The sequence below is a fragment of the Pseudomonas sp. ARP3 genome (assembly GCF_001029595.1).
In the GTDB taxonomy this organism is placed as follows: Bacteria; Pseudomonadota; Gammaproteobacteria; order Pseudomonadales; family Pseudomonadaceae; genus Aquipseudomonas; species Aquipseudomonas rhodesiae.
On the sequence record NZ_LEKF01000003.1, the window covers coordinates 371662 to 392008 of the forward strand.

A 20347-nucleotide genomic window follows, 5' to 3' on the forward strand; every position below is an offset into this window, starting at 1 on the left:
CCCGCCTCAGGGCACCATGCCGCAACTGCGGGCATAGGCGAAGAGGTCTACGTCGGTGGAAATGCAAAGCCGGTTCATGGCAGTGCTCTTCTGCTTGCTGATGGTGGACACACTGCGATTGACCCGCGCCGCGATCTGGCTGACGGTCATGCCGCTGGCCAGCATGCGTACCACCTCACGCTCTTTTTCGGACAATTGCGGCTGTCGCGATTGGTCACCCGGCCCGGCTTCCACCAGTTGGGCCCGCAGGCATTCACTGACAAAGGTCTGGCCCGCGCTTACGGTCTTGATCGCCAGCGGCAGCTCCTTGGCCGACGCACTTTTGGCCACGATAGCTCGCGCGCCGTGGGCAAAGGAGGCTCGCAACGTGGCGATATTGGCAAACATGGTCACCAGGATCACCGGCAACGTCGGGTACTGGCGGTGCAGCAGGCTCAACAAACCGTAGCCGTCCGCCTGCTGGCCACCAGGCATGGCGAAATCGGTCACCAGCACATCGCAGGGTGTGGTCGCCAGCACACGCAGCAGTTGATCGGGACCGTCGGCCTCGCCCACTACTTTGCACCGTCCATTCGCCTCGATCACCACTCTCTGCCCGATGCGTACGATGGGATGATCGTCAGCAATGATTACGCGAAGCATAAATACCCACAGATGATGGCCACTAGATTCCGCGCAAAATACCCCCGCCGCCATCCCTCAACAACCGCAGAAGTCTCGGCGTTTTTCCTCACGATCAATGTTTGATAGCCGCCGCTTTTGGACCTACAAAATAAAAAGAAAATACCTACAGCTATTACCCTCAACACAGCCTTCCCTTTCCCTACAAATGTCTGCGGGCATCACAATGAGCCCAAGTAAGTGAGGTAAGCACGTAGGTCGGCCTGGAAGGCGTCCAGGTGCGCCTCATTCAACACCACGCCCTCGGCATGCACCCGCTCGATCAGGCTCATGCCGCGTAGCTCCAGCTCGGCCATGCCCAGAAAAGCCAGGCTACCCACCAAGCGGTGCAGGCTTTCGGCAGTCAACGACGCGTCGCGGATTTTGCGTGCATGGTCGAGCATCAGGGTGTCTTCCCGCGCTTCGCGCAGCAGGCTGACGAGCATCTGGTCGACAACCCGCGCATCCCCGAAGGCTTCGATCAGACCCGCACGGGTCGGCCAGCCCGTGGTCTTGGGCAGCACCGGCACCACATCTGACGGCCCCGGTAACCAGCACGCCAACACCCCATGCAGTTGTTCAAGGGTCAACGGCTTGACCAGCCAGGCGTCCATGCCGGCGTCGCGACAACGCTGTGGGTCGTCATGCACCAGGTTGCCGGTCAGGGCAATGATCGGCACCCGCCGCTGTGCGTTGGCATGTTCGCGCAGGCGAATCGCGCGGCTCATGGTGTAGCCGTCCATCTGCGGCATCTGGCAATCGCTGATCACTAGGTCGAAGGGGGTCTCGGCCAGAGCCGCCAAACCGTGCTGCCCGTCAGTTGCCAGTTGGTGGCCCAAGCCGAGTTTTTTCAATAGCCACCCCATCAAGACGCGGTATGTCGCATGGTCTTCCACCACCAGGACCTTCAGGTGCCGCCAATGGAGGGGCGGCTCGGTCGAAGGTGTCAATTCACGGGAAAGCACTGCGTCCGAAGATACGTCAGTCTCCATGGTCACCTCATGGTTGCGGTCGTTTTTGCAGCACGCGGCATTCGCAACAAACCGACAGCGCTGACGTAGCAGCCAGGCAAACAGAGTCGAAACACTCACATGACTACTTATCGCGACGTCACGCTATCTCCATGGGTGGCGTCATGACGATGCAAAAACTACGAAAAAACCAACTTTCCTACATATTCGGCAAACCTATTCCGACAAGCATCCGACACACGTCTGCCGCTTGATCATTCTCGTAATAGTTGTATTCCCCCTCCTGTGCCCCGTCGCTAGATTGCACCCCACCCCGATCACAGGGAACGGACGACCGCACCGCGGCGCCTCGAAACCGACATGCTTGCCAACCACCGACTTTGTATTGGAACAACCTGAAATGAACACGTCGTTAAACCTGGTGGGTGCCGCCCTCTTGCTCGCCAGTGCCTCATCCGCGTTTGCGACCAGCTCCGTGGAGCTGACCGTCAAGGGCACCATCACCCCCAGCGCCTGCACGCCCAGCCTGCCTGGGGCCGTGGACTTTGGAAAAATCTCGGCCAAGGACCTGACCCCCGACAACCACACCGTGCTGGAAGTCAAAACCCTGCAACTGACGGTGAGTTGCGAAGCGCCGACGCTCTTTGCCATCCACCCCGTCGACAACCGGGTAGGCACCTCGACCCGCTCCGGGGCTTATGGCTTGGGGCTGGTGGACGGCACCACGGAGAAACTGGGCCGGTATTTCCTGTCGCTGCGCAACCCCGTGGCGGATATTCCGTCGACGTTGTTGGGGCAGTACACGACGGATCGATGGTCGCCCGTGGATGAGGACGAGGCGATCATCCCCGGCATGCTGGTGGCTTTCGGCAGCCTCGACGCCCAAATCGGCTGGCTACCCCATCCCCTGCAAAATGCCGCCGCAGAGTTCGTCTTCAACACCGCGATTGCCCCGGCAAACGACCTGACTCTGACCAACGATGTGGCATTGGACGGCTCCGCCACGCTGGAGCTGAAGTACCTGTAACCCACTCAACACTGCGTTGACCTCTCCCGAAAGGACTCTGTGCCCATGAAAGCCTTTGCTTACCGGCTCCTGCTGACACTGCTGTGTGTACCGCCGGCGTTCGCCGCCAGCTCCACCGACCTCGCCGTCAAGGGCAGCATCACCCCCAGCGCGTGTGCGCCATTGATGTCCGGCGGCAGCGAAATCGACTTCGGAAAAATGACCGCCAAGGACCTTAACTCGGATCACTACACCTCTTTGCCGGGCCAGTCCCTGCACCTGAGCGTGGTGTGTGAGGGGCCGACGTTTTTTACCTTAAATACCATCGACAAACGCGCTGGCACTTCCGCCAGCCCCAGACATTGGCATGGCCTGGGCATGACGCCCCATGACGAAAAACTCGGCGGCGTGGCCTTCCGCGTGCGTAACCCCGTGGCCGATGGCGCCGTGGTGAGGATGGTGATATCCAGCGACGGTGTGACCTGGAACCCCAGCGACATCCTGAGCTACGCATTCAAAAGTGCGGTCGCCAGCGATTCCGGCCAACTGGCGCCCATTGCGGTGAAGGACTTTAACGCCGATCTCAGATTATTCACGCGGGTTGCCCCCGCAGACGAGTTGACGCTGATCGATGAGGTGCCCATCGACGGTCACGTCACCGTACAACTCAACTACCTCTAACTGCCCATTGACTCGAAAGGAACTCGCTCCCGATGAAAAGCCTGCTCACTCCCCTCGCCACCGGCCTGTTGTTGCTCGGCTCTGCCGCCACTTATGCGGCGTCCACGGTCGACTTGACCGTCAAGGGCCTGATCGTACCCAGCGCCTGCACGCCGAGCCTGACCCGGGGCGGCGTCATCGATCACGGCAAGATTTCCGCCAAAGACCTGCGCCCGGACAACCCAACGCTGATCGGCACCCACACCATGACCATGGCGGTCATCTGCGATGCACCGATTCAATTTGCCCTGCATTCCGTCGACAACCGTGCCGGCTCATCGGCCTCTCCCGCCAATTACGGCCTGGGCCTGATAAACGGCACCCAGAAACTGGGTTGGTTTCTGCTGACCGTGCGCAACCCGGTCGCCGACGGCGCGCAGATGCAGTCGATTGTCTCCGGCGATGGCGGCAATACCTGGTACGGCGATAACGCCTGGGATGCCGGCCTGTACGTATCGATCGCCACCATGGCCGACCCTAGCCAGCCGGCCTCGGTCAAGGAACTGGTCACGGACCTGGAAGTGCAAACCGTGATCGCCCGTACCGATGGCCTGGACCTGAGCAACGAGGTCACCATCGACGGCTCCGCCACGCTTGAAGTGAAGTACCTGTAACCCTGGGTGCCCATGCCTGGCTGACGCGTGCGGCATGGGCTTTTTTTCGGATCTGCCGAGCTTGCCTCGGCCAATGGCGCAATCGATGAACACCTACCCCTGCACTGCGGTGATCGTGTTTTGGCTGACCAGCGCCGCTGCGGCCCACGCCGCATCGAAGGTGGACGTCACCGTGACCGGTCGGCTGACCCCGGACGCCTGCCTGGTGACGCTGTCCGACGAAGGCGTGATCGACCACGGCAAAATTCTTTCTCATACCCTCAGCGACGACGTGGTCACCGAGCTGCCCAGTCGCGTACTGCAACTGCATGTGCAGTGCGGCCGGCCGATGCTGTTCGCCCTGGTGGGGCTCGACAACCGAGCGCAATCCTCCCTGGACCCTGATGTGCTCTATGGCCTGGGCCGAAATATCCATGCCCCGGCCGAGCGCCTGGGCTCGGTGGCCCTGTCATATCGCAACCCGGTGGGAGACGCCCAAGTCTTGCAAGTGCTGGCCTCCGATGACAGCGGCGAAACCTGGCGCCCGGCGTCCGAAGCCTGGCCCAAAACCTATATCGGCTTTGCTCCGGTCGGGGATCGCCAGCCCGATTTCATCGGCCAGTTAAGCGCCCAACTCCAGATCGACACGTCCATCAACGCGACCCAGTACCTGACCCTGGATCAGGCGGTGCCGCTCGATGGCTCCGTGGTGCTGGACCTGCGCTACCTCTGACCTCTATGGAACCCCTTTCATGACCACAGTGCTCAACCCCGCAACCTGCCTTATGGCCCTGGCGCTGCTGCTCGGCGGCACGGGCGCACGGGCTGACGGCATGGTCCCGGACACCTCCGTGGTGATCGTTCACGAAGCCGAGGGCGAAGCCGCCGTGTCGGTCACCAACACCGACAGCCAACTGGCGCTGCTGCATGTCACGTTGCAAGACATCCCCGAAGACACCGAACCCTTGCTGGTGGTCACGCCGCCGCTGTCGCGGGTGGAGCCGTCCAAATCGCAACTGGTGCGCTTCATCCTGCAAAGCCAGCAACCGCTGCTCACCCAGCGCCTCAAACGCGCGATTTTCGAAGGCATGCCACAGGGCCGCCCCGCCACGCAAGCCGGGCATGCCCGGGTGGGTGTGACGGTACGCCAGAACCTGCCGGTGATCATTCATCCCAAGGGCTTGGCGCCCAATCGCACACCTTGGACTGAGCTGACGTGGTCACAGCATGGCAATACGTTGCAGGTGCGCAATACCAGCCCTTATGTGGTGCGCCTGGCCCAGGAGCTGCGGCTGCTGCCCGGCGACGGCAAGGCGATGTTGCCGCGCACCTATGTGTTGCCGGGGGAAACCCTGAGTGTGCCGGCCAGCGGTGGTCCGGCCACCAAGGTCCGGCTGCAACCGGCCACGGTGTACGGCTTTGCCGTGGCGGCCTACGAAGCACCGATTACCTGACGAACAACCCCAGGCGGTTACCGCCTGCATCGAAGTGACGGCTCGATGACCGTCACCAGGACGCTCCAGCGTCCATCATTCGAGTGCCCTTTGTGAAAACAGTATTGAGTTACCGTGACGGCGCCACTGTGCCCGTCACTATCACGCTGCTGCTGGCCTGTACGCTGGCACCCTTGGCCGCCAGCGCCGATGCACGCCAAGGCTTCGATGCCACCACCCTGCGGCAACGCGGGATTGACCCGCACCTGGCCAGCCTGCTGCTGGAAGCTCCGCGCTTTGCCGCAGGGCGGCATGCCGTCAGCCTGCGGGTCAACGGCCAGCACCGCGGTCGGCTTGACGTCAACTTCGATCAACAAGGTGCCTTGTGCTTCGACCGTGCCTTGTTGGACGCCGCCAACCTGCGCTTACCTGACGACAGCGGCCCCTGCCACGACTTTCTCGCACAGTATCCCCAAAGCCTGGTGGAACCGGACCCAGCCACGCTCACGGTGGCGTTGGTGGTGCCGACCGAGGCGCTGCGCCCGCTACAACAGGATGTCTCGGGCTATGAAACCGGTGGCGTGGCCGGCCTGCTCAATTACGACCTGACCGGGTTCTATAACCGCTTCGGCGACAGCGACAGCCGCTTCGGCTCGGCCAACACCGAGGTCGGCTTCAATGCCGGCGACTGGATCGTACGCAGCCGTCAGGTGCAGACCTGGCAGGACGGCCTCTCGCGCAGTACGCACCTGGAGGCCTATGCCCAGCGCACCTTTGCCAGCCACCAGGCGGTGCTGCAGGCGGGGCAGGTCAACCTGTACAACCCGGTATTGCCCGGCGCGCAGATCACCGGTGTGCAGGTCCTGACCGAGCAGGCGCTGCAAGAGCAGAGTCAGGGCGCGACCATCGACGGTATCGCCAACAGCCCGGCCCAAGTCGAAGTGCGCCAGAACGGCACGTTGATTCACTCCACGGTAGTTCCCGCCGGGCCGTTTTCCTTGACGGGCGTGCGGCGCCTGAACTCGCGCTCCGACGTCGAGGTGACGGTCAAGGAAAGCAACGGTGGCGAACGGCGCTTTACCGTTCCGGCCGCCATGCTCGGCCTGGGGTTGCCGGCGCGGGGTTACTCGGTGTCGGCGGGGCGTGTGCGCAACATCGGCGATGCCCAGGGAGACGATCCCTGGGTGGTCAGCGCCGGTTGGACCGGCGCCGTACACCCGCAACTGTCGCTGGGCAGCGGCGTGCTGGCCGCCAGCGAATACCGCGCCGCCGGTGTGAGCCTGGGCTGGTTGCCGGGGTTGGACAGCCAGGTACAACTGGCCAGCCAAGTGGCCGACACGCATGCACGGGACCAGGTGCGCGGTGTGCAGACCGACCTGTCGTGGTCCCAGCGCCTGAACGATCAATGGTCGTTCAGCGTGGCCAACGCCTGGCGCACGCCGGGTTATCGCGAACTGGAGGAGGCCACCTACGAGGCCGAGACCACCCAGCAGCGCCGCTCGCGCTATCGCGACCAACAAAGCGCCAGCCTGGGTTGGGCGCATCCGTGGCTGGGTGCATTCAGTGCCGGGGTGTCGCGCTCCAGCAACTTCGACGGCGACAGCAGCAGCCGGGGCTTGGTGTCCTGGGGCACCAGCGTCAGCGGCGTGTCGTTATCGGCCAGTGCCGAGTGGCAGATGGGCGGGCGCCAACAGCAGGACAACGCGTTCTACTTCAACGTCAGCCTGCCCTTGGGGGATAACCGGCGCGTGCGGGCCTGGGTGCGCAATTCAGGGGGCGAGCACCGTACCGGCGTGGGGGTGAACGAGCAGATCGACGACCAACTGAGCTACCGCGTCAGCGCCGAACACGACACCCGCGACCAACAAGTGGAAACCACCCTCGGCCTTTCGGCCCTGCCCCGCTACAGCCAGCTGGATGTCAGTTACAGCCGCTCCGACGCCGAGCGTTCGAGCTATCAGGGCAGCGCTCGCGGTGGCGTGGTGGTGCATGGCGGCGGGGTCACGTTGTCACCCTATCCGGTGCGTGACACCTTTGCCTTGGTTTCGGTGGGCGACATCAGCGGCATCAAGCTCAGCACCCCCAGCGGCCCGGTCTGGACCGACTGGCAAGGCCAGGCCGTGGTCCCCCAGATCAGCCCCTATGGCCGCAGCCCGGTGGAAGTGCAAACCCGTTCGCTGCCGCGCAATGCCGATATCAATAACGGCCTGGCGATGCTCGCGGCCGGACGCGGCGCCGTGGACCGCGTGGAGTTCGGCGTGAGCCTGACCCGTCGCGTGCTGCTCACCGCCCGCACCGAACAGGGCGTGTTGCTGCCTCGCGGCGCCAGTGTCAGCACCGCCAACGGCGAGTTCGTGACCTTGGTTCAAGACGGCGGCCAGGTGTTTCTGCCCAATGTGCTGGCCTCGTCCGGCCTGTGGGTCAGTGCCCCCGGTTTGCCCCGTTGTCGCTTGCAGTTCGAGCTGCCGGAGGAGGGCGATCCCGAGGTGTATTTCGAAACCGCCCCCGCGCGCTGTACCCCATCATGAGGACCGTAACCATGCCCCCTATTCGCCTGCTGCGGCAGTTGACGGCCGCATCGCTGCTCATCGTCGGCGCCACAGCCAACGCGTTGGCCAACGACGAGTGCCAGTTGACCCTCAGCGAATCGCTGCTGGACCTGGGCCTGATGAACCGCCTGGCGCAAACCGACAGCGCACCCCAGCGCCTGCTCGGCGAGCGCCGCTTGCGCCTGACCCTTGCGTGCCCGCAAGCGCAGGACCTGAGCGTGTTTTATCGCGCCCTCGCCGCCAGTGCCGAACGCCTGCAATTCACCGAACACGGCAGCTACGCGCTCGAACTCAGTGACGGCGTAGTGGATGGTCGGTCGGTGGAGTTGGGCTTGATGCCCGTGGCCGGGCAACCGCCAGCCGTGGTTGGCCCGCGCTTGACATGGCGCACTGGTCACCTGGTGGCCCCCGTGCAAGGCGGCGCGGTGGTACAGGGTAAAACCTTTTCCCTGCAACTGAGCCTCAGCGCCTGGGCCGACAGGGCCGCAACCTACGTGCGGGACGCCACCACCTGGGAGGTAAGCGGGACGTTCGAGGCCCAGCGCAGCGGTCGTTACCGTGAACTGACCCTGCGTGCGCACTTCGCGCCGGTGGCGTGCACGCCGCAGTTGTCCAACGGCGGCCTGGTGGATTACGGCACCTTGCTGGCCAAGGACCTGAGCGTCACAAACGAAACCCCGTTGCCCACCCGCACCCTGCAAATGACCGTCAGTTGCGACGCGCCCGTGCCCTTCGCCTTGCGCATGCACGACAACCGTGAAGGCTCGGCCACCGGCGGCACCGACGAGACCGCCTACGGCCTGGACCGCGACGGCAGCCAGAACAAGATCGGCCGCTTCTACGTGAACATCGACCCGGAGGACTTTTCCGCCGATGCCTACGGCGCGCTGTATCGCACCGACTCCACCAGCAACGGCGCCGCCTGGAGCAGCGCCAGTGCGCGGCAGATCCCCATCGCCGCCAACAGCTATATGGGCTTCACCCACCTGGCGGGCAGCACCCAAGGCCCGGTGGCGATCCAACACCTGAGCGGCACGTTACGCATCAAGGCTTACCTGGCGCCGACCCAATCCCTGGATCTGCGTCAGGTGGTGCAGATCAACGGCTCCGGCACCCTCGAAATCATCTACCTCTAACTTCTGGAATTGACGCCATGAACGCTTATCCCATCGTTTTTTACAGCCTGCTGTTATTGACCGCCACGGCCCACACCCAGGCCGCCTCCAGCGTCGATCTGACGGTCAAAGGCGTGGTCACGCCCACCGCCTGCGACCCTCAGTTGTCCGGCGGCGGGCTGATCGACTACGGCAAGATGTCCCAGCAGGATCTGAACCTGGAGACCAGCACGCGGCTGCCGATCAAACACCTGCAAGTGAGCATCGCCTGCACGGCGCCAAGTCGTTTTGCGCTGCGCATGCGCGACAATCGCGAGGGCACCGCAACGGTCAACAGCGAGATTTACTATGGGCTCGGACTGGACAACAGCGGCAACCGGCTTGGGCTTTACTCGATGACCTTCGACCCCCGCAACACGCTGGTGGACAGCACCGTGACGGTGTACGGCACCGAGTCCACCACCGGCGGCCTGGCCTGGCGCACCGCCAACCTCAACCCCATTGATATCGGCGCCAATAGCTACCTGGGCTTTAGCGCCAGGCAGGGCAGCACCGCCGGGCCTTCGGCGATCCAGGAGCTGATCAGCACGGTCAAGGTCCAAGCGGTGATCAACGCACGGCAGAACCTGGACCTGAGCACCGACACCCTGCTCGACGGCTCGGCGACCCTGGAAGTGATCTATCTCTAGCGTTTCTCGCTGGTGACCTGCACATAACGCGCACGCCCTGCGCCCAGGCCGGCAATGATCGCGCCCAGGCCGATCACCGCGAAAATCCAGCCGATGGCGCTCCAGCCGCCGGTCCAGTCGTGTACCAGGCCGACCGCAAACGGGCCGAGGGACGCCAGGGTATAGCCGAAACCCTGAGCCATGCTCGACAGGTTCGCGGCGACGTGGGCATCCCGCGAGCGCAGCACGATCAAGGTCAATGCCAGGCTGAAGGTGCCGCCCTGGCCCAGGCCGAGCAGGATCGCCCAGCCCCACAGACCGTCCAGCGGCGCATAGAGGCAACCGAACAACCCGCCGAGGGTCAACAGCATCACCACCACGATCGCCAGGCGCTGGTCGCGACCACGAGTGGCCAACCAGGGCGCGGTCAGCGAACTGATCAATTGCAGGATAATCGAGCCGGACAGCGCCAGCCCGGCCTCGGTGGCGCTGAGGCCGCGGCTGATCAGAATCGACGGCAGCCAGCCAAACACGATGTACGCCAGGGACGATTGCAGGCCCATGTACAAGGTCACCTGCCAGGCCAGCGGATCGCGTAACAAGCCTTTGACCTGATACGCGACGCGATGGGCGCCGTGTCGTTGCCCGACCTGGGGCCACCATACCAACGCCGCCACCACCGCCGGCACCATCCAGAAGCCCAGGCCCATGCTCCAGCGGTCGCCGAACACATGGCTCAGCGGCACTGTCGCCCCCGCCGCCAGCGCGGCGCCCAGGCACAACGCCATGGTGTACACGCCGGTCATGGCCCCGGCCTGGCGAGCGAAATCACGCTTGACGATGCCCGGCAGCAACACGCCGATAATGCCGATGCTCGCCCCGGCAATCAGGCTGCCGGCAAACAGCCCGACCTCACCGAATGCACTGCGCAGAATGATGCCACCGGCCAGTGTCAGCACGATCCCCAGCACCACGCGCTCGGCGCCGAATCGCCGCGCCAGAATCGGCGCCAATGGCGCAAACAGCCCCAGGCACAGCACGGGCAAAGTGGTCAGCAAACCGGCCTTGGCCGCCGACAAGCCCAGGCTGGCCGACACATCGCTGAGCAACGGCGCCATGCTCGACAACGCCGGGCGCAGGTTCAACGCCACCAGCACCAGGCCCAGCAGCAACAGCCACGGGCGGCTGACCTGCGGCGGGGTGTGCTGGACCTCGTCGTCATCGGCCTCGGCATCGATCAGCAGTTCTTCGAGTTCGGGTGTGCGTTGGGCTTCAGGGTTCATGGATCAACTGTCGGCAGAGGGATTTGGCGCGTTCCGGGTCTTGCTGCTCCACCGCTTCAAGCAAGGCGCTGTGCAGGTCGAACACCGCCTGGCGGCGTGGTGAAACACTGAGGGTCTGGCGTAACTGGGCGCCGATGATGGCGGAAAAATACTGGTACAACTCGCTCAACGCCGGGTTGTGCGCGGCATCCACCAGGCGGGCGTGGAACACCAGATCGGCGCTGATATACGCCTCCAGGTCACCGTGATACAGCGCGGCACTGGTGCGCAGGGCTTGATGCAACCCCTGCAGGTCTTGCTCGGTACGGCGTTGCGCCGCAAGACCAATGGCCTCCACTTCGAGGATCTGCCGGGTCTCCTGCGCCTGCGCCAAGGTGCAGTGGGACAACGCACGCATCGCCCCCAAGGGGTCAGTCATCGAGCGCAGGTAGCTCCCGTCTCCCTGGCGGATCTCAATCAACCCGGAAAACGCCAGCACCCGCATGGCTTCCCGCACGGTATTGCGGCTGATCCCCAACTCGGCGGACAACTCCGGCTCGGTGGGCAAGCGCTCGCCGACAGCCCATACGCCCTGGGCGATGCGCAGGCGCAACTGTTCAAGGGCCTGGTCGACCAGCGAGCGTTTAATCAGTGGAGCGATGTCTGTCATGGATTTTGCGCTTTCGTCCAATCATAGGATGAATTTTCCTACAGCCTATTAGGGCTCAGCGATAAAGGCAACGCACTAGGGTTATTGGGCGGAAAACGAAGCAAAATTTTCGATTGGTAAAATTACCCTTAAAGGGTAATTATCAACTTAGGTGTCTTATGGAAAAGCACACACCTCATTACGATTTGGCTCAAGTCAAGGAAGAGGTCATCCGGCTAGGTGCGCGCGCTTTCACCGCCAGCGCGCGAGAGGGAGGGCGGCAGCTGGAGTTGAGCCTCGGTCAGATGCGACTTGCCGTTTGCGCTCTGGAAGCTCGAATGTTGTACAAGTCAATGACGACATACGCAGACCATCAGATATGCAGGACGTCTATCTGATCAAGATTTACGGCACGGAGATTTACATCAAAGTGACCTACCGTCCAAGCGGTGGGCCGCCGGTAATCTCCTTCAAGGAGAAAACTTCATGAGAACCCGACAATGCGTGAGCTGCGGCGCTGCTGAAGGCATGCAGCATTTCGAAGGTCGCACCTTCACGATCAATACCCGCGGCATGCTGCGCAAGATTCCTGATATCGCCGGCTGGGAATGCCAGGTCTGCCATGAAAGGGAGTTCGATATGGACACCGACAGTGCAGAGCGTTATTCCACTGCCAGTGATCAACTGTTGGTCGATGCGCGAAAAGTCATTGCCGCCGAAATAAAGCGAATTCGGCGCAAATTACATCTGACCCAAAAGGAGGCTGTAAGGCTGTTGATTGGCCGCGGCCACAACGCATTTTCCCGGTACGAAAGGGCCGAGGTGTTTCCACCTGAGCCATTACTCATCCTGATGCGCTTGTTGGATAAACATCCCCACCTGTTGGCGGAGATAGAGACGCTCAACGTTGGCGAAGATCTTAACCGGCTGCTCATCGCCAAAGACGCGCAACAGCTTTCAGCTCAGGCGTCCTGACACGGTCGACAGGCAAAAATAAACCCGGCGCCAAGGCCGGGTTTATCTTCAAGCTTTACCGCTGGATCAATGCAGAATCTGGCTCAAGAACAACTTGGTCCGATCATTCTGCGGGTTGTCGAAGAAGTCATTCGGTGCCGCTTGTTCCACAATTTCGCCTTTGTCCATGAAGATCACGCGGTTGGCCACGGTGCGGGCAAAGCCCATTTCGTGGGTTACGCAGAGCATGGTCATGCCGTCTTCGGCCAGGCCGATCATGGTGTCGAGTACTTCTTTCACCATCTCTGGGTCCAGTGCCGAAGTCGGCTCATCGAACAGCATGATTTTCGGTTTCATGCACAGGGCACGGGCAATCGCCACACGCTGTTGCTGGCCGCCGGACAACTGCCCCGGAAACTTGTGGGCCTGCTCCGGGATGCGCACGCGCTCCAGGTAGTGCATGGCGATTTCTTCGGCCTTGCGCTTGGGCATCTTGCGCACCCACATCGGCGCCAGCGTGCAGTTCTGCAGGATGGTCAGGTGCGGGAACAGGTTGAAGTGCTGGAACACCATGCCGACTTCGCGGCGGATCGCCTCGATCTGCTTGAGGTCGTTGGTCAGCTCCACGCCATCGACCACGATGCGGCCCTGCTGGTGCTCTTCCAGGCGGTTGAGGCAGCGGATGGTGGTGGACTTGCCGGAACCCGACGGCCCGCACAGCACGATACGCTCGCCCTGCTTGACGTTGAGGTTGATGTCTTTCAACACATGGAACTGGCCGTACCACTTGTTGACGCCCTGCATCTGGATAATGCCTTCAGGGCCCACAGGCTGTTTGATTGCTTCGCTCATCAAAAGAACTCCTAACGCTTGTGGCCTGTGTCGAGCTTGCGTTCCAGGTGCATGGAATAGCGCGACATACCAAAACAGAAAATCCAGAACACCAGGGCGGCGAACACGTAGCCTTCAGTGGCCATGCCCAGCCATTTAGGGTCGGCGGCGGCTTGCTTGACGCTGTTGAGCAGGTCGAACAGGCCGATGATGATCACTAGGCTGGTGTCCTTGAACAGCGCGATGAAGGTGTTGACGATCCCCGGAATCACCATCTTCAGGGCTTGCGGCAGAATCACCAGGCCCATGCTGCGCCAGTAGCCCAGGCCCATCGCTGCGGCCGCTTCGTACTGGCCTTTAGGGATGGCCTGCAAACCGCCACGCACCACTTCGGCCACATAGGCCGACTGGAACAGGATCACGCCGATCAGCGCCCGCAGCAACTTGTCGAAGTTCATGCCTTCGGGCAGGAACAACGGCAGCATTACCGAGGACATGAACAGCACGGTAATCAGCGGCACGCCGCGCCAGAATTCGATGAAGGTCACGCAGACCACACGAATCGCCGGCATGTTCGAACGCCGCCCCAAGGCCAGCACAATACCCAAGGGCAAGGCGCCGGCGATGCCGACGGTGGCGATGACCAGGGTCAGCATCAGGCCGCCCCATTGGCTGGTGGCCACGGTGGCCAGGCCAAATACACCGCCATGCAGCAGGAAGAAGGCGATGATCGGGTACAGCACCAGGAAGCTCAGCCCGTAGATTGCCTTGCGCGGGAAGCGCGAGATGAACAACGGTGCCACGCCGACGATGGCCAGCCACACGGTCAGGTCCACGCGCCAGCGCAGATCGCCGGGGTAGTAGCCGTACATGAACTGCCCGAAACGCTGTTGGATGAACACCCAGCAGGCGCCCTCCTTCGTGCAGTCGGCGCGGGTGGTGCCAACCCAGTTAGCGTCCAGGATGGCCCAATGCAGGATCGGCGGCACCACCAGGTACACCAGGTAGATCGACAGCAGGGTCAGCAGTGTATTGAGCCAACTGGAAAACAGGTTGGCGCGCATCCATGCCATCGGCCCGAAGACTTTGCTCGGCGGCGGCATATCAGGTTTGAAAGTATGCGAACTCATGTGCGTTTCCTCACCGCTCGATCAGCGCAATGCGCTTGTTGTACCAGTTCATCAGCAGGGAAATGCTGATGCTGATCGCCAGGTACACGCTCATGGTGATGGCAATGACTTCGATCGCCTGGCCGGTCTGGTTGAGCACCGTGCCGGCAAACAGCGAAACCATTTCCGGGTAACCGATACCGGCGGCCAACGACGAGTTCTTCGCCAGGTTCAGGTATTGGCTGGTCAGCGGCGGAATGATCACCCGCAGGGCCTGCGGGATGATGACCTTGCGCAGCGTCGGACCGTTACGCAGGCCCAGGGAGCGAGCGGCTTCGGTCTGGCCATGGCTGACGGACTTGATGCCCGAGCGCACGATCTCGGCGATAAACGCTGCCGTGTACACCGTCAGTGCCAGGGTCAGCGCCAGCAGTTCGGGGATCAATACCCAGCCGCCGACAAAGTTGAAGCCTTGCAGCTTGGGCATTTCCCAGTGCAGCGGCACGCCGAAGATCAACGCGCACAGTGTCGGGATCACGATGAACAGCGCCAGGCCCGCCCAGAACTTATGGAACGGCACGCCCGTGGCTTCAAAGCGTTTATTGGCCCAGCGCGCCATCATCACGATTGCCACGATGGCCAGCACAATGCTCGCCACGAACGGCCAGAAACCGTCAGCGGCCAGCGCCGCCGGCATGTTCAGGCCACGGCTACTGACAAAGAAGGTATCGCCGAAATTATGGCTGTTGCGCGGCCCTGGCATGGTCAGGAACACCGCGAAGTACCAGAACAGGATCTGCAACAACGGCGGGATGTTGCGGAAAACTTCCACGTATACCGTCGCCAGTTTGTTGATCATCCAGTTCGACGACAGGCGCGCCACGCCGATGATAAAGCCCAGCAAGGTGGCCAGAATCACGCCGATGAACGTCACCAGCAAGGTGTTGAGCAGGCCGATCACGAAGACCCGGGCATAGCTGTCCGATTCGGTGTAATCGATCAAATGCTGCGCGATGCCGAAGCCGGCACTGCGTTCAAGAAAGTCGAAACCCGAGGTGATGCCCCGGTGCTGAAGGTTGGTCTGGGTATTGTTGAAGAGGTACCAGCCCAGCGAGACCACCGCCACAATCGTGATGATCTGGAAGAGCCACGCACGCACTTTGGGGTCGCTGAAGCTGAGCTTCTGCTTGGGTGCGCCGATTTGATTTTGCATGAAGTGCCCCGGAAAGAATGGAACAGAACATCACCCGGCGGTTGGCCCACCGGGTGACAGAACCATCAGCGATCAGCGCACAGGCGGTGCGTATTGAATGCCGCCGTTGTTCCACAGTGCGTTCAGGCCACGGTCGATTTCCAGCGGGGTGCTCTTGCCCAGGTTGCGCTCGAACACTTCACCGTAGTTACCGACTTGCTTGACGATCTGTACGACCCAGTCCTTCTTCACTTTCAGGTCTTTGCCGTATTCACCGTCAGCGCCCAACAGACGAGCTACGTCCGGGTTTTTGGTGGACTTGGCTTCAGCCTCGACGTTCTTGGAAGTGATACCGGCCTCTTCCGCGTTGAGCATGGCATAGCCTACCCAGCGCACGATGGCCAGCCACTCGTCGTCGCCGTTACGCACGACCGGGCCCAGTGGTTCCTTGGAAATGGTTTCCGGCAGTACCACGTAATCTTTCGGCGAGGCCAACTTGCTGCGCTGGGCGAACAGTTGGGACTTGTCGGAGGTCAGCACGTCGCAACGCCCGGATTCGAGCGACTTGGCGCTTTCGTCGGAGGTGTCGAAGGTGATCGGGGTGTATTTCAGACCGTTGCCACGGAAGTAGTCGGAAACGTTCAGCTCGGTGGTGGTACCGGCCTGGATGCAGATGGTTGCACCGTCCAGTTCCTTGGCGCTTTTGACGCCCAGCTTGTTGTTAACCAGGAAGCCGATGCCATCGTAATAGGTAATGAAACCCGGGAATTTCAGGCCCATGCCCGCATCGCGGGAGCTGGTCATGGTGGTGTTACGGGACAGAATGTCGACTTCGCCCGATTGCAGCGCGGTGAAACGCTCTTTGGCATTCAACTGGCTGAATTTGACCTTGGTGGCGTCACCGAAGACGGCAGCCGCCACAGCGCGGCATACGTCAGCGTCGATCCCCAGGATCTTGCCGCTGGCATCCGGTACCGAGAAACCCGGCAAGCCGTCACTCACGCCACACTGTACAAAGCCTTTCTTCTGCACAGCGTCCAGGGTTGCGCCGGCTTGGGCGAAACCGCTGACACCCAGTACAGCGGCCGCGCATACGATGGCCAGGGTGGATTTCAATACCTTCATTCAAACCTCCAGTTTTGCTCTTGTTGTGTCGGAGCTCGAATCCCAGCGCACCCTTATGAGGCGATATTGACCCGTGTTGGCTTTTTTTAGGGTCAAGCGGCATGGGACTGTCGCATTAATTCCAGCGGCTATCTCCCAAGCGGCACTCACTGATAGTGTTACCGACCGAGGATAGTTCTGACATCGACCTACACATAGCAAGCGCCGTACCAGAGTGACGGCTGAGTCGTTTCAGCCCAGGTTCAAGTGTAAAAGATTCAACGTTGCGACATCTTGTTAACAAATCAACCCACTGCGCACCGTTCCGACGCACCCAATCGGAGCGAGCGCACGTTTATGGAGCGAACATGACCGACCCCCTTATTCTTCAGCCCGCCAAGCCTGCCGATGCCTGTGTTATCTGGCTGCATGGCCTGGGTGCCGATCGCTATGACTTCATGCCCGTAGCCGAAGCCCTACAGGAAGATCTGCTGTCCACCCGATTCGTCTTGCCCCAGGCACCGATCCGTCCGGTAACGATCAACGGCGGTTACGAGATGCCCAGCTGGTACGACATAACGGCCATGAGCCCCGCCCGCTCCATCAGCCTGGAAGAGCTGGAAATTTCGGCGCAAACCGTAATGGATTTGATCGAAGCGCAAAAAAGAACCGGGATAGACGCGTCGCGAATTTTCCTCGCGGGGTTCTCCCAAGGCGGCGCCGTGGTTTACCACACCGCTTTTCTGAAGTGGCAGGGACCGCTGGGTGGCGTGATCGCCCTCTCCACCTATGCCCCCACGTTCAGCGATGAGCTGGAGTTATCCGCCAGTCAACAGCGCATTCCGACCCTTTGCCTGCACGGCCAGTACGACGACGTGGTGCAGAACGCCATGGGTCGTACAGCAATGGAGTACTTGAAGCACCATGGTGTCACCGTGACATGGCAGGAATACCCAATGGGACACGAAGTGTTACCTGAAGAGATACAAGACATTGGGCAATGGCTGAGCGACCGCCTGCGCTGAAACCCTCGCTTTATGTAGCCGTATGACAGACGCACTACGCCGCGCCCGAATCTTGCATTACACTGGCCGGCGTATATTCCTTAACCAATTAATGAGATCACCGTGCTCAAAGCACTCAAGAAGATGTTCGGCAAAAGCGAGGCTGAGCCGCTCGCGCCTGTTCCCAGCGCCCCTGTCCCGACGCCCGGCAGCCGCAATGACGGTCAACAGCCCGGCCGGACCGCACCTGTGGCCCCGCCCAGGAAGCCATCGGTGACCGCGCCCGAACAGACTGCACCGGCTGAGGCCACGCCAGCCCCGCAAGCCAAAGCACCGCGCCGTCAACGTGCGCCCAAACCGCCGGTCACCCCATGGAAACTCGAAGACTTCGTCGTCGAGCCCCAGGAAGGCAAGACCCGCTTCCATGACTTCAAGCTGGCTCCGGAACTGATGCACGCCATCCAGGACCTGGGCTTCCCGTACTGCACGCCGATCCAGGCGCAGGTGCTGGGCTTTACCCTGGCCGGCAAAGACGCCATCGGCCGCGCGCAGACCGGCACCGGCAAGACCGCCGCGTTCCTGATCTCGATCATTACCCAACTGCTGCAAACGCCGCCGCCCAAAGAACGTTACATGGGCGAACCGCGCGCGCTGATCATCGCGCCAACCCGCGAGTTGGTGGTACAGATCGCCAAGGACGCTGCCGACCTGACCAAGTACACCGGCCTCAACGTCATGACGTTCGTAGGCGGCATGGACTTCGACAAGCAGCTCAAGCACCTCGAAGCCCGCCACTGCGACATCCTGGTTGCCACCCCGGGTCGCCTGCTGGACTTCAACCAGCGCGGCGACGTGCATTTGGACATGGTCGAAGTGATGGTGCTGGACGAGGCCGACCGCATGCTCGACATGGGCTTTATCCCACAGGTACGCCAGATCATTCGCCAGACCCCGCCGAAAAGCGAGCGTCAGACCCTGCTGTTCTCCGCGACCTTCACCGAAGACGTGATGAACCTTGCCAAGCAATGGACCACCGACCCATCGATCGTGGAGATCGAAGCGGAAAACGTCGCCAGCGAAAACGTCGAGCAGCACATCTATGCCGTGGCCGGTGCCGACAAATACAAACTGCTCTACAACCTGGTCAACGACAACGGTTGGGAGCGGGTGATGGTGTTCGCCAACCGCAAGGACGAAGTGCGCCGCATCGAAGAACGCCTGGTGCGTGACGGCGTGAACGCCGCGCAACTGTCCGGCGACGTGCCTCAGCACAAGCGCATCAAGACCCTGGAAGGTTTCCGCGAAGGCAAGATTCGCGTGCTGGTGGCCACCGACGTGGCAGGCCGCGGGATTCACATCGACGGCATCAGCCATGTGATCAACTTCACTCTGCCGGAAGTGCCGGACGACTATGTACACCGCATCGGCCGTACTGGCCGCGCCGGAGCGGCGGGTGTGTCGATCAGCTTTGCCGGGGAAGATGACTCGTATCAGTTGCCGTCGATCGAAGCGCTGCTGGGGCGCAAGATCAGCTGCGAGACACCGCCGACGCATCTATTGCGGGCCGTAGAGCGCAAACGCCCGTAAGCTGGAATGCGATAAAAAGTGGGAGGGGGCTTGCCCCCGATAGCTATGGTGAAGTGCGCCCCAAAAGTTGGACAGTAATTGTCTAGGCTACAGCGGAACGGGCTCTGTACTCTACAGGGCTCAGTCCGCCAAGCTTCGTTTTGATTCGCTTATGGTTGTAGTAATGGATGTATTGATCCAGTCCAGCCTGCAACTGAGCCTCGTTGTCGAAGCTTTCGCGGTAGTAAAACTCTGACTTCAACGTGCCGAAGAAGCTCTCCATCGTGGCGTTGTCATAGCAGTTTCCTTTGCGTGACATGCTTTGTTCCAGCCCCGCCTGTTCTAGTCGCTCGCGATACTTCGAGTGTCGATAGTGCCAGCCTTGATCCGAGTGCAGCATGGGTTTAGCGCCCTCAGGCAGGCGCTCGAGCGCTCGCTCCAGCATGTCGCCAACCAGGGCATATTGGGGGCGTATGGCGGTCTGATAAGCCACGATTTCTCCGTTGTATAAGTCCAAGATCGGCGACAAATACAGCTTTTTACCTGCCACTTTGAACTCGGTGACATCCGTCACCCATTTCTGATTCGGCTTCTCGGCTTCGAACCGACGAGCCAAGGTATTGGGTGAGATTTCTCCCATCGGCCCTTTATATGCTCTGTATTTCTTGGGTCGCACCGTGCATTTGAGCCCCAACGCTCCCATCAATCGTCGTACCGTTTTACCGTTGATCTGTAGTCTTTCTTTACGCAGTTCCAGCGTCATACGGCGGTAGCCCAGGCGCCCTTTATGCTCTTGCTGAAGGCTCTGGATTGAGGCTTTGACTGAGACGAAACGGTCCGCAACGCCCATGACCTTGAGTTGGTAGTAGTACGTGCTTCGCGCCAGCCCTAGCAGTTTGAGCAGGTCCGCCAGCGGAAAGTCTTGTCTCAGCTCAGTGACTATTCGCGCTGTGTAAACGCC

The 20347-nt window shown here is 61.5% G+C and carries 20 protein-coding genes and 1 pseudogene; 12 read left to right on the top strand and 9 right to left on the bottom strand.

Going from position 1 to position 20347, the window contains the following annotated elements; all coding sequences use genetic code 11:
• Nucleotides 1-6: 6 nt before the first annotated feature.
• Both ABX75_RS05985 and ABX75_RS05990 read right to left on the bottom strand, forming a co-directional pair.
• Entirely contained in the window at nt 7-642 is a 636-nt protein-coding gene (locus ABX75_RS05985) for a response regulator transcription factor (RefSeq protein WP_034096018.1), read from the bottom strand.
• Nucleotides 643-842: 200 nt separating this feature from the next.
• A complete protein-coding gene (locus ABX75_RS05990) occupies nt 843-1652 on the bottom strand; it encodes a response regulator (RefSeq protein WP_034111851.1) in 810 nt (269 codons plus the stop codon).
• Nucleotides 1653-2031: 379 nt separating this feature from the next.
• Between ABX75_RS05990 and ABX75_RS05995 the strand changes: the two genes are divergently transcribed.
• The 8 genes from ABX75_RS05995 (at nt 2032) to ABX75_RS06030 (ending at nt 9736) form a co-directional block, all read left to right on the top strand.
• On the top strand, nt 2032-2658 hold the full coding sequence (locus ABX75_RS05995; protein ID WP_040267346.1) for a DUF1120 domain-containing protein: 627 nt from the start codon (nt 2032-2034) through the stop codon (nt 2656-2658).
• A 45-nt stretch (nt 2659-2703) separates the two neighbouring features.
• On the top strand, nt 2704-3318 hold the full coding sequence (locus tag ABX75_RS06000) for a DUF1120 domain-containing protein (protein ID WP_047881613.1): 615 nt from the start codon (nt 2704-2706) through the stop codon (nt 3316-3318).
• A gap of 32 nt (nt 3319-3350) precedes the next feature.
• Nucleotides 3351-3971 (top strand): DUF1120 domain-containing protein, encoded by a 621-nt coding sequence (locus ABX75_RS06005; protein ID WP_034096014.1) that lies wholly within the window; start codon nt 3351-3353, stop codon nt 3969-3971.
• Nucleotides 3972-4056: 85 nt separating this feature from the next.
• A complete protein-coding gene (locus ABX75_RS06010) occupies nt 4057-4683 on the top strand; it encodes a DUF1120 domain-containing protein (RefSeq protein ID WP_052448334.1) in 627 nt (208 codons plus the stop codon).
• 19 nt (nt 4684-4702) lie between these two features.
• Nucleotides 4703-5404, top strand: a complete 702-nt coding sequence (locus tag ABX75_RS06015; RefSeq protein ID WP_034096013.1) for a fimbria/pilus chaperone family protein — start codon at nt 4703-4705, stop codon at nt 5402-5404.
• Between the two features lie 92 nt (nt 5405-5496).
• Nucleotides 5497-7911 (top strand): fimbria/pilus outer membrane usher protein, encoded by a 2415-nt coding sequence (locus ABX75_RS06020; RefSeq protein ID WP_103387459.1) that lies wholly within the window; start codon nt 5497-5499, stop codon nt 7909-7911.
• 11 nt (nt 7912-7922) lie between these two features.
• Nucleotides 7923-9068 (top strand): DUF1120 domain-containing protein, encoded by a 1146-nt coding sequence (locus ABX75_RS06025; RefSeq protein WP_047881616.1) that lies wholly within the window; start codon nt 7923-7925, stop codon nt 9066-9068.
• Between the two features lie 17 nt (nt 9069-9085).
• Nucleotides 9086-9736, top strand: coding sequence for a DUF1120 domain-containing protein (locus ABX75_RS06030; protein WP_047881617.1), 651 nt, complete (start codon nt 9086-9088; stop codon nt 9734-9736).
• Here the strand turns inward: ABX75_RS06030 and ABX75_RS06035 are convergent.
• Complete coding sequence (locus tag ABX75_RS06035) at nt 9733-10998, bottom strand: CynX/NimT family MFS transporter (protein WP_047881618.1); 1266 nt, start codon at nt 10996-10998, stop codon at nt 9733-9735. The two genes, ABX75_RS06030 and ABX75_RS06035, sit on opposite strands and share 4 nt — an antisense overlap.
• Nucleotides 10988-11647 carry a FadR/GntR family transcriptional regulator gene (locus ABX75_RS06040; RefSeq protein ID WP_047881619.1) on the bottom strand — a complete coding sequence of 220 codons (660 nt, stop codon included), beginning with the start codon at nt 11645-11647 and terminating at the stop codon, nt 10988-10990. The genes ABX75_RS06035 and ABX75_RS06040 overlap by 11 nt, the downstream gene beginning before the upstream one ends.
• A gap of 158 nt (nt 11648-11805) precedes the next feature.
• Here ABX75_RS06040 and ABX75_RS06045 point away from each other — a divergent pair.
• Both ABX75_RS06045 and ABX75_RS06050 read left to right on the top strand, forming a co-directional pair.
• Nucleotides 11806-12116 (top strand): annotated as a pseudogene (locus ABX75_RS06045) (type II toxin-antitoxin system MqsR family toxin).
• Nucleotides 12113-12601, top strand: a complete 489-nt coding sequence (locus tag ABX75_RS06050) for a type II toxin-antitoxin system MqsA family antitoxin (protein WP_034096009.1) — start codon at nt 12113-12115, stop codon at nt 12599-12601. The pseudogene ABX75_RS06045 and the gene ABX75_RS06050 overlap by 4 nt, the downstream one beginning before the upstream one ends.
• A gap of 66 nt (nt 12602-12667) precedes the next feature.
• Here ABX75_RS06050 and ABX75_RS06055 read toward each other — a convergent pair whose 3' ends face one another.
• The 4 genes from ABX75_RS06055 to ABX75_RS06070 form a co-directional block, all read right to left on the bottom strand.
• Nucleotides 12668-13432, bottom strand: coding sequence for an amino acid ABC transporter ATP-binding protein (locus tag ABX75_RS06055; RefSeq protein ID WP_034096008.1), 765 nt, complete (start codon nt 13430-13432; stop codon nt 12668-12670).
• Between the two features lie 11 nt (nt 13433-13443).
• Nucleotides 13444-14541: an amino acid ABC transporter permease gene (locus tag ABX75_RS06060; RefSeq protein ID WP_034096007.1), complete on the bottom strand. Its 1098-nt coding sequence runs from the start codon at nt 14539-14541 to the stop codon at nt 13444-13446.
• A gap of 10 nt (nt 14542-14551) precedes the next feature.
• Nucleotides 14552-15733, bottom strand: coding sequence for an amino acid ABC transporter permease (locus ABX75_RS06065; RefSeq protein WP_034096006.1), 1182 nt, complete (start codon nt 15731-15733; stop codon nt 14552-14554).
• A 72-nt stretch (nt 15734-15805) separates the two neighbouring features.
• Nucleotides 15806-16837 (bottom strand): amino acid ABC transporter substrate-binding protein, encoded by a 1032-nt coding sequence (locus ABX75_RS06070; protein WP_034096005.1) that lies wholly within the window; start codon nt 16835-16837, stop codon nt 15806-15808.
• A 347-nt stretch (nt 16838-17184) separates the two neighbouring features.
• Here ABX75_RS06070 and ABX75_RS06075 point away from each other — a divergent pair, with 347 nt between their 5' ends.
• Together ABX75_RS06075 and rhlB are read left to right on the top strand one after the other, a co-directional pair.
• Nucleotides 17185-17841 carry an alpha/beta hydrolase gene (locus ABX75_RS06075; RefSeq protein ID WP_034096004.1) on the top strand — a complete coding sequence of 219 codons (657 nt, stop codon included), beginning with the start codon at nt 17185-17187 and terminating at the stop codon, nt 17839-17841.
• A gap of 96 nt (nt 17842-17937) precedes the next feature.
• On the top strand, nt 17938-19407 hold the full coding sequence (gene rhlB, locus ABX75_RS06080; RefSeq protein ID WP_034111841.1) for an ATP-dependent RNA helicase RhlB: 1470 nt from the start codon (nt 17938-17940) through the stop codon (nt 19405-19407).
• A gap of 82 nt (nt 19408-19489) precedes the next feature.
• Here rhlB and ABX75_RS06085 read toward each other — a convergent pair.
• Nucleotides 19490-20347 (bottom strand): IS3 family transposase (locus ABX75_RS06085; protein ID WP_144419292.1); only part of this gene is annotated, 858 nt, incomplete at its 5' end.

Excerpts from the sequence above, each read along its gene's own strand:
- ABX75_RS06025 (WP_047881616.1), top strand. The coding sequence starts at position 7,923 with ATGCCCCCTATTCGCCTGCTGCGGCAGTTGACGGCCGCATCGCTGCTC.
- ABX75_RS06065 (WP_034096006.1), bottom strand. The coding sequence starts at position 15,733 with ATGCAAAATCAAATCGGCGCACCCAAGCAGAAGCTCAGCTTCAGCGAC.
- ABX75_RS06030 (WP_047881617.1), top strand. The coding sequence starts at position 9,086 with ATGAACGCTTATCCCATCGTTTTTTACAGCCTGCTGTTATTGACCGCC.
- ABX75_RS06010 (WP_052448334.1), top strand. The coding sequence starts at position 4,057 with ATGAACACCTACCCCTGCACTGCGGTGATCGTGTTTTGGCTGACCAGC.
- ABX75_RS06035 (WP_047881618.1), bottom strand. The coding sequence starts at position 10,998 with ATGAACCCTGAAGCCCAACGCACACCCGAACTCGAAGAACTGCTGATC.
- ABX75_RS06070 (WP_034096005.1), bottom strand. The coding sequence starts at position 16,837 with ATGAAGGTATTGAAATCCACCCTGGCCATCGTATGCGCGGCCGCTGTA.
- ABX75_RS06015 (WP_034096013.1), top strand. The coding sequence starts at position 4,703 with ATGACCACAGTGCTCAACCCCGCAACCTGCCTTATGGCCCTGGCGCTG.
- ABX75_RS06000 (WP_047881613.1), top strand. The coding sequence starts at position 2,704 with ATGAAAGCCTTTGCTTACCGGCTCCTGCTGACACTGCTGTGTGTACCG.
- ABX75_RS06075 (WP_034096004.1), top strand. The coding sequence starts at position 17,185 with ATGACCGACCCCCTTATTCTTCAGCCCGCCAAGCCTGCCGATGCCTGT.
- ABX75_RS06040 (WP_047881619.1), bottom strand. The coding sequence starts at position 11,647 with ATGACAGACATCGCTCCACTGATTAAACGCTCGCTGGTCGACCAGGCC.
- ABX75_RS06055 (WP_034096008.1), bottom strand. The coding sequence starts at position 13,432 with ATGAGCGAAGCAATCAAACAGCCTGTGGGCCCTGAAGGCATTATCCAG.
- ABX75_RS05995 (WP_040267346.1), top strand. The coding sequence starts at position 2,032 with ATGAACACGTCGTTAAACCTGGTGGGTGCCGCCCTCTTGCTCGCCAGT.
- ABX75_RS05990 (WP_034111851.1), bottom strand. The coding sequence starts at position 1,652 with ATGGAGACTGACGTATCTTCGGACGCAGTGCTTTCCCGTGAATTGACA.
- ABX75_RS06050 (WP_034096009.1), top strand. The coding sequence starts at position 12,113 with ATGAGAACCCGACAATGCGTGAGCTGCGGCGCTGCTGAAGGCATGCAG.
- ABX75_RS06060 (WP_034096007.1), bottom strand. The coding sequence starts at position 14,541 with ATGAGTTCGCATACTTTCAAACCTGATATGCCGCCGCCGAGCAAAGTC.
- ABX75_RS05985 (WP_034096018.1), bottom strand. The coding sequence starts at position 642 with ATGCTTCGCGTAATCATTGCTGACGATCATCCCATCGTACGCATCGGG.
- ABX75_RS06005 (WP_034096014.1), top strand. The coding sequence starts at position 3,351 with ATGAAAAGCCTGCTCACTCCCCTCGCCACCGGCCTGTTGTTGCTCGGC.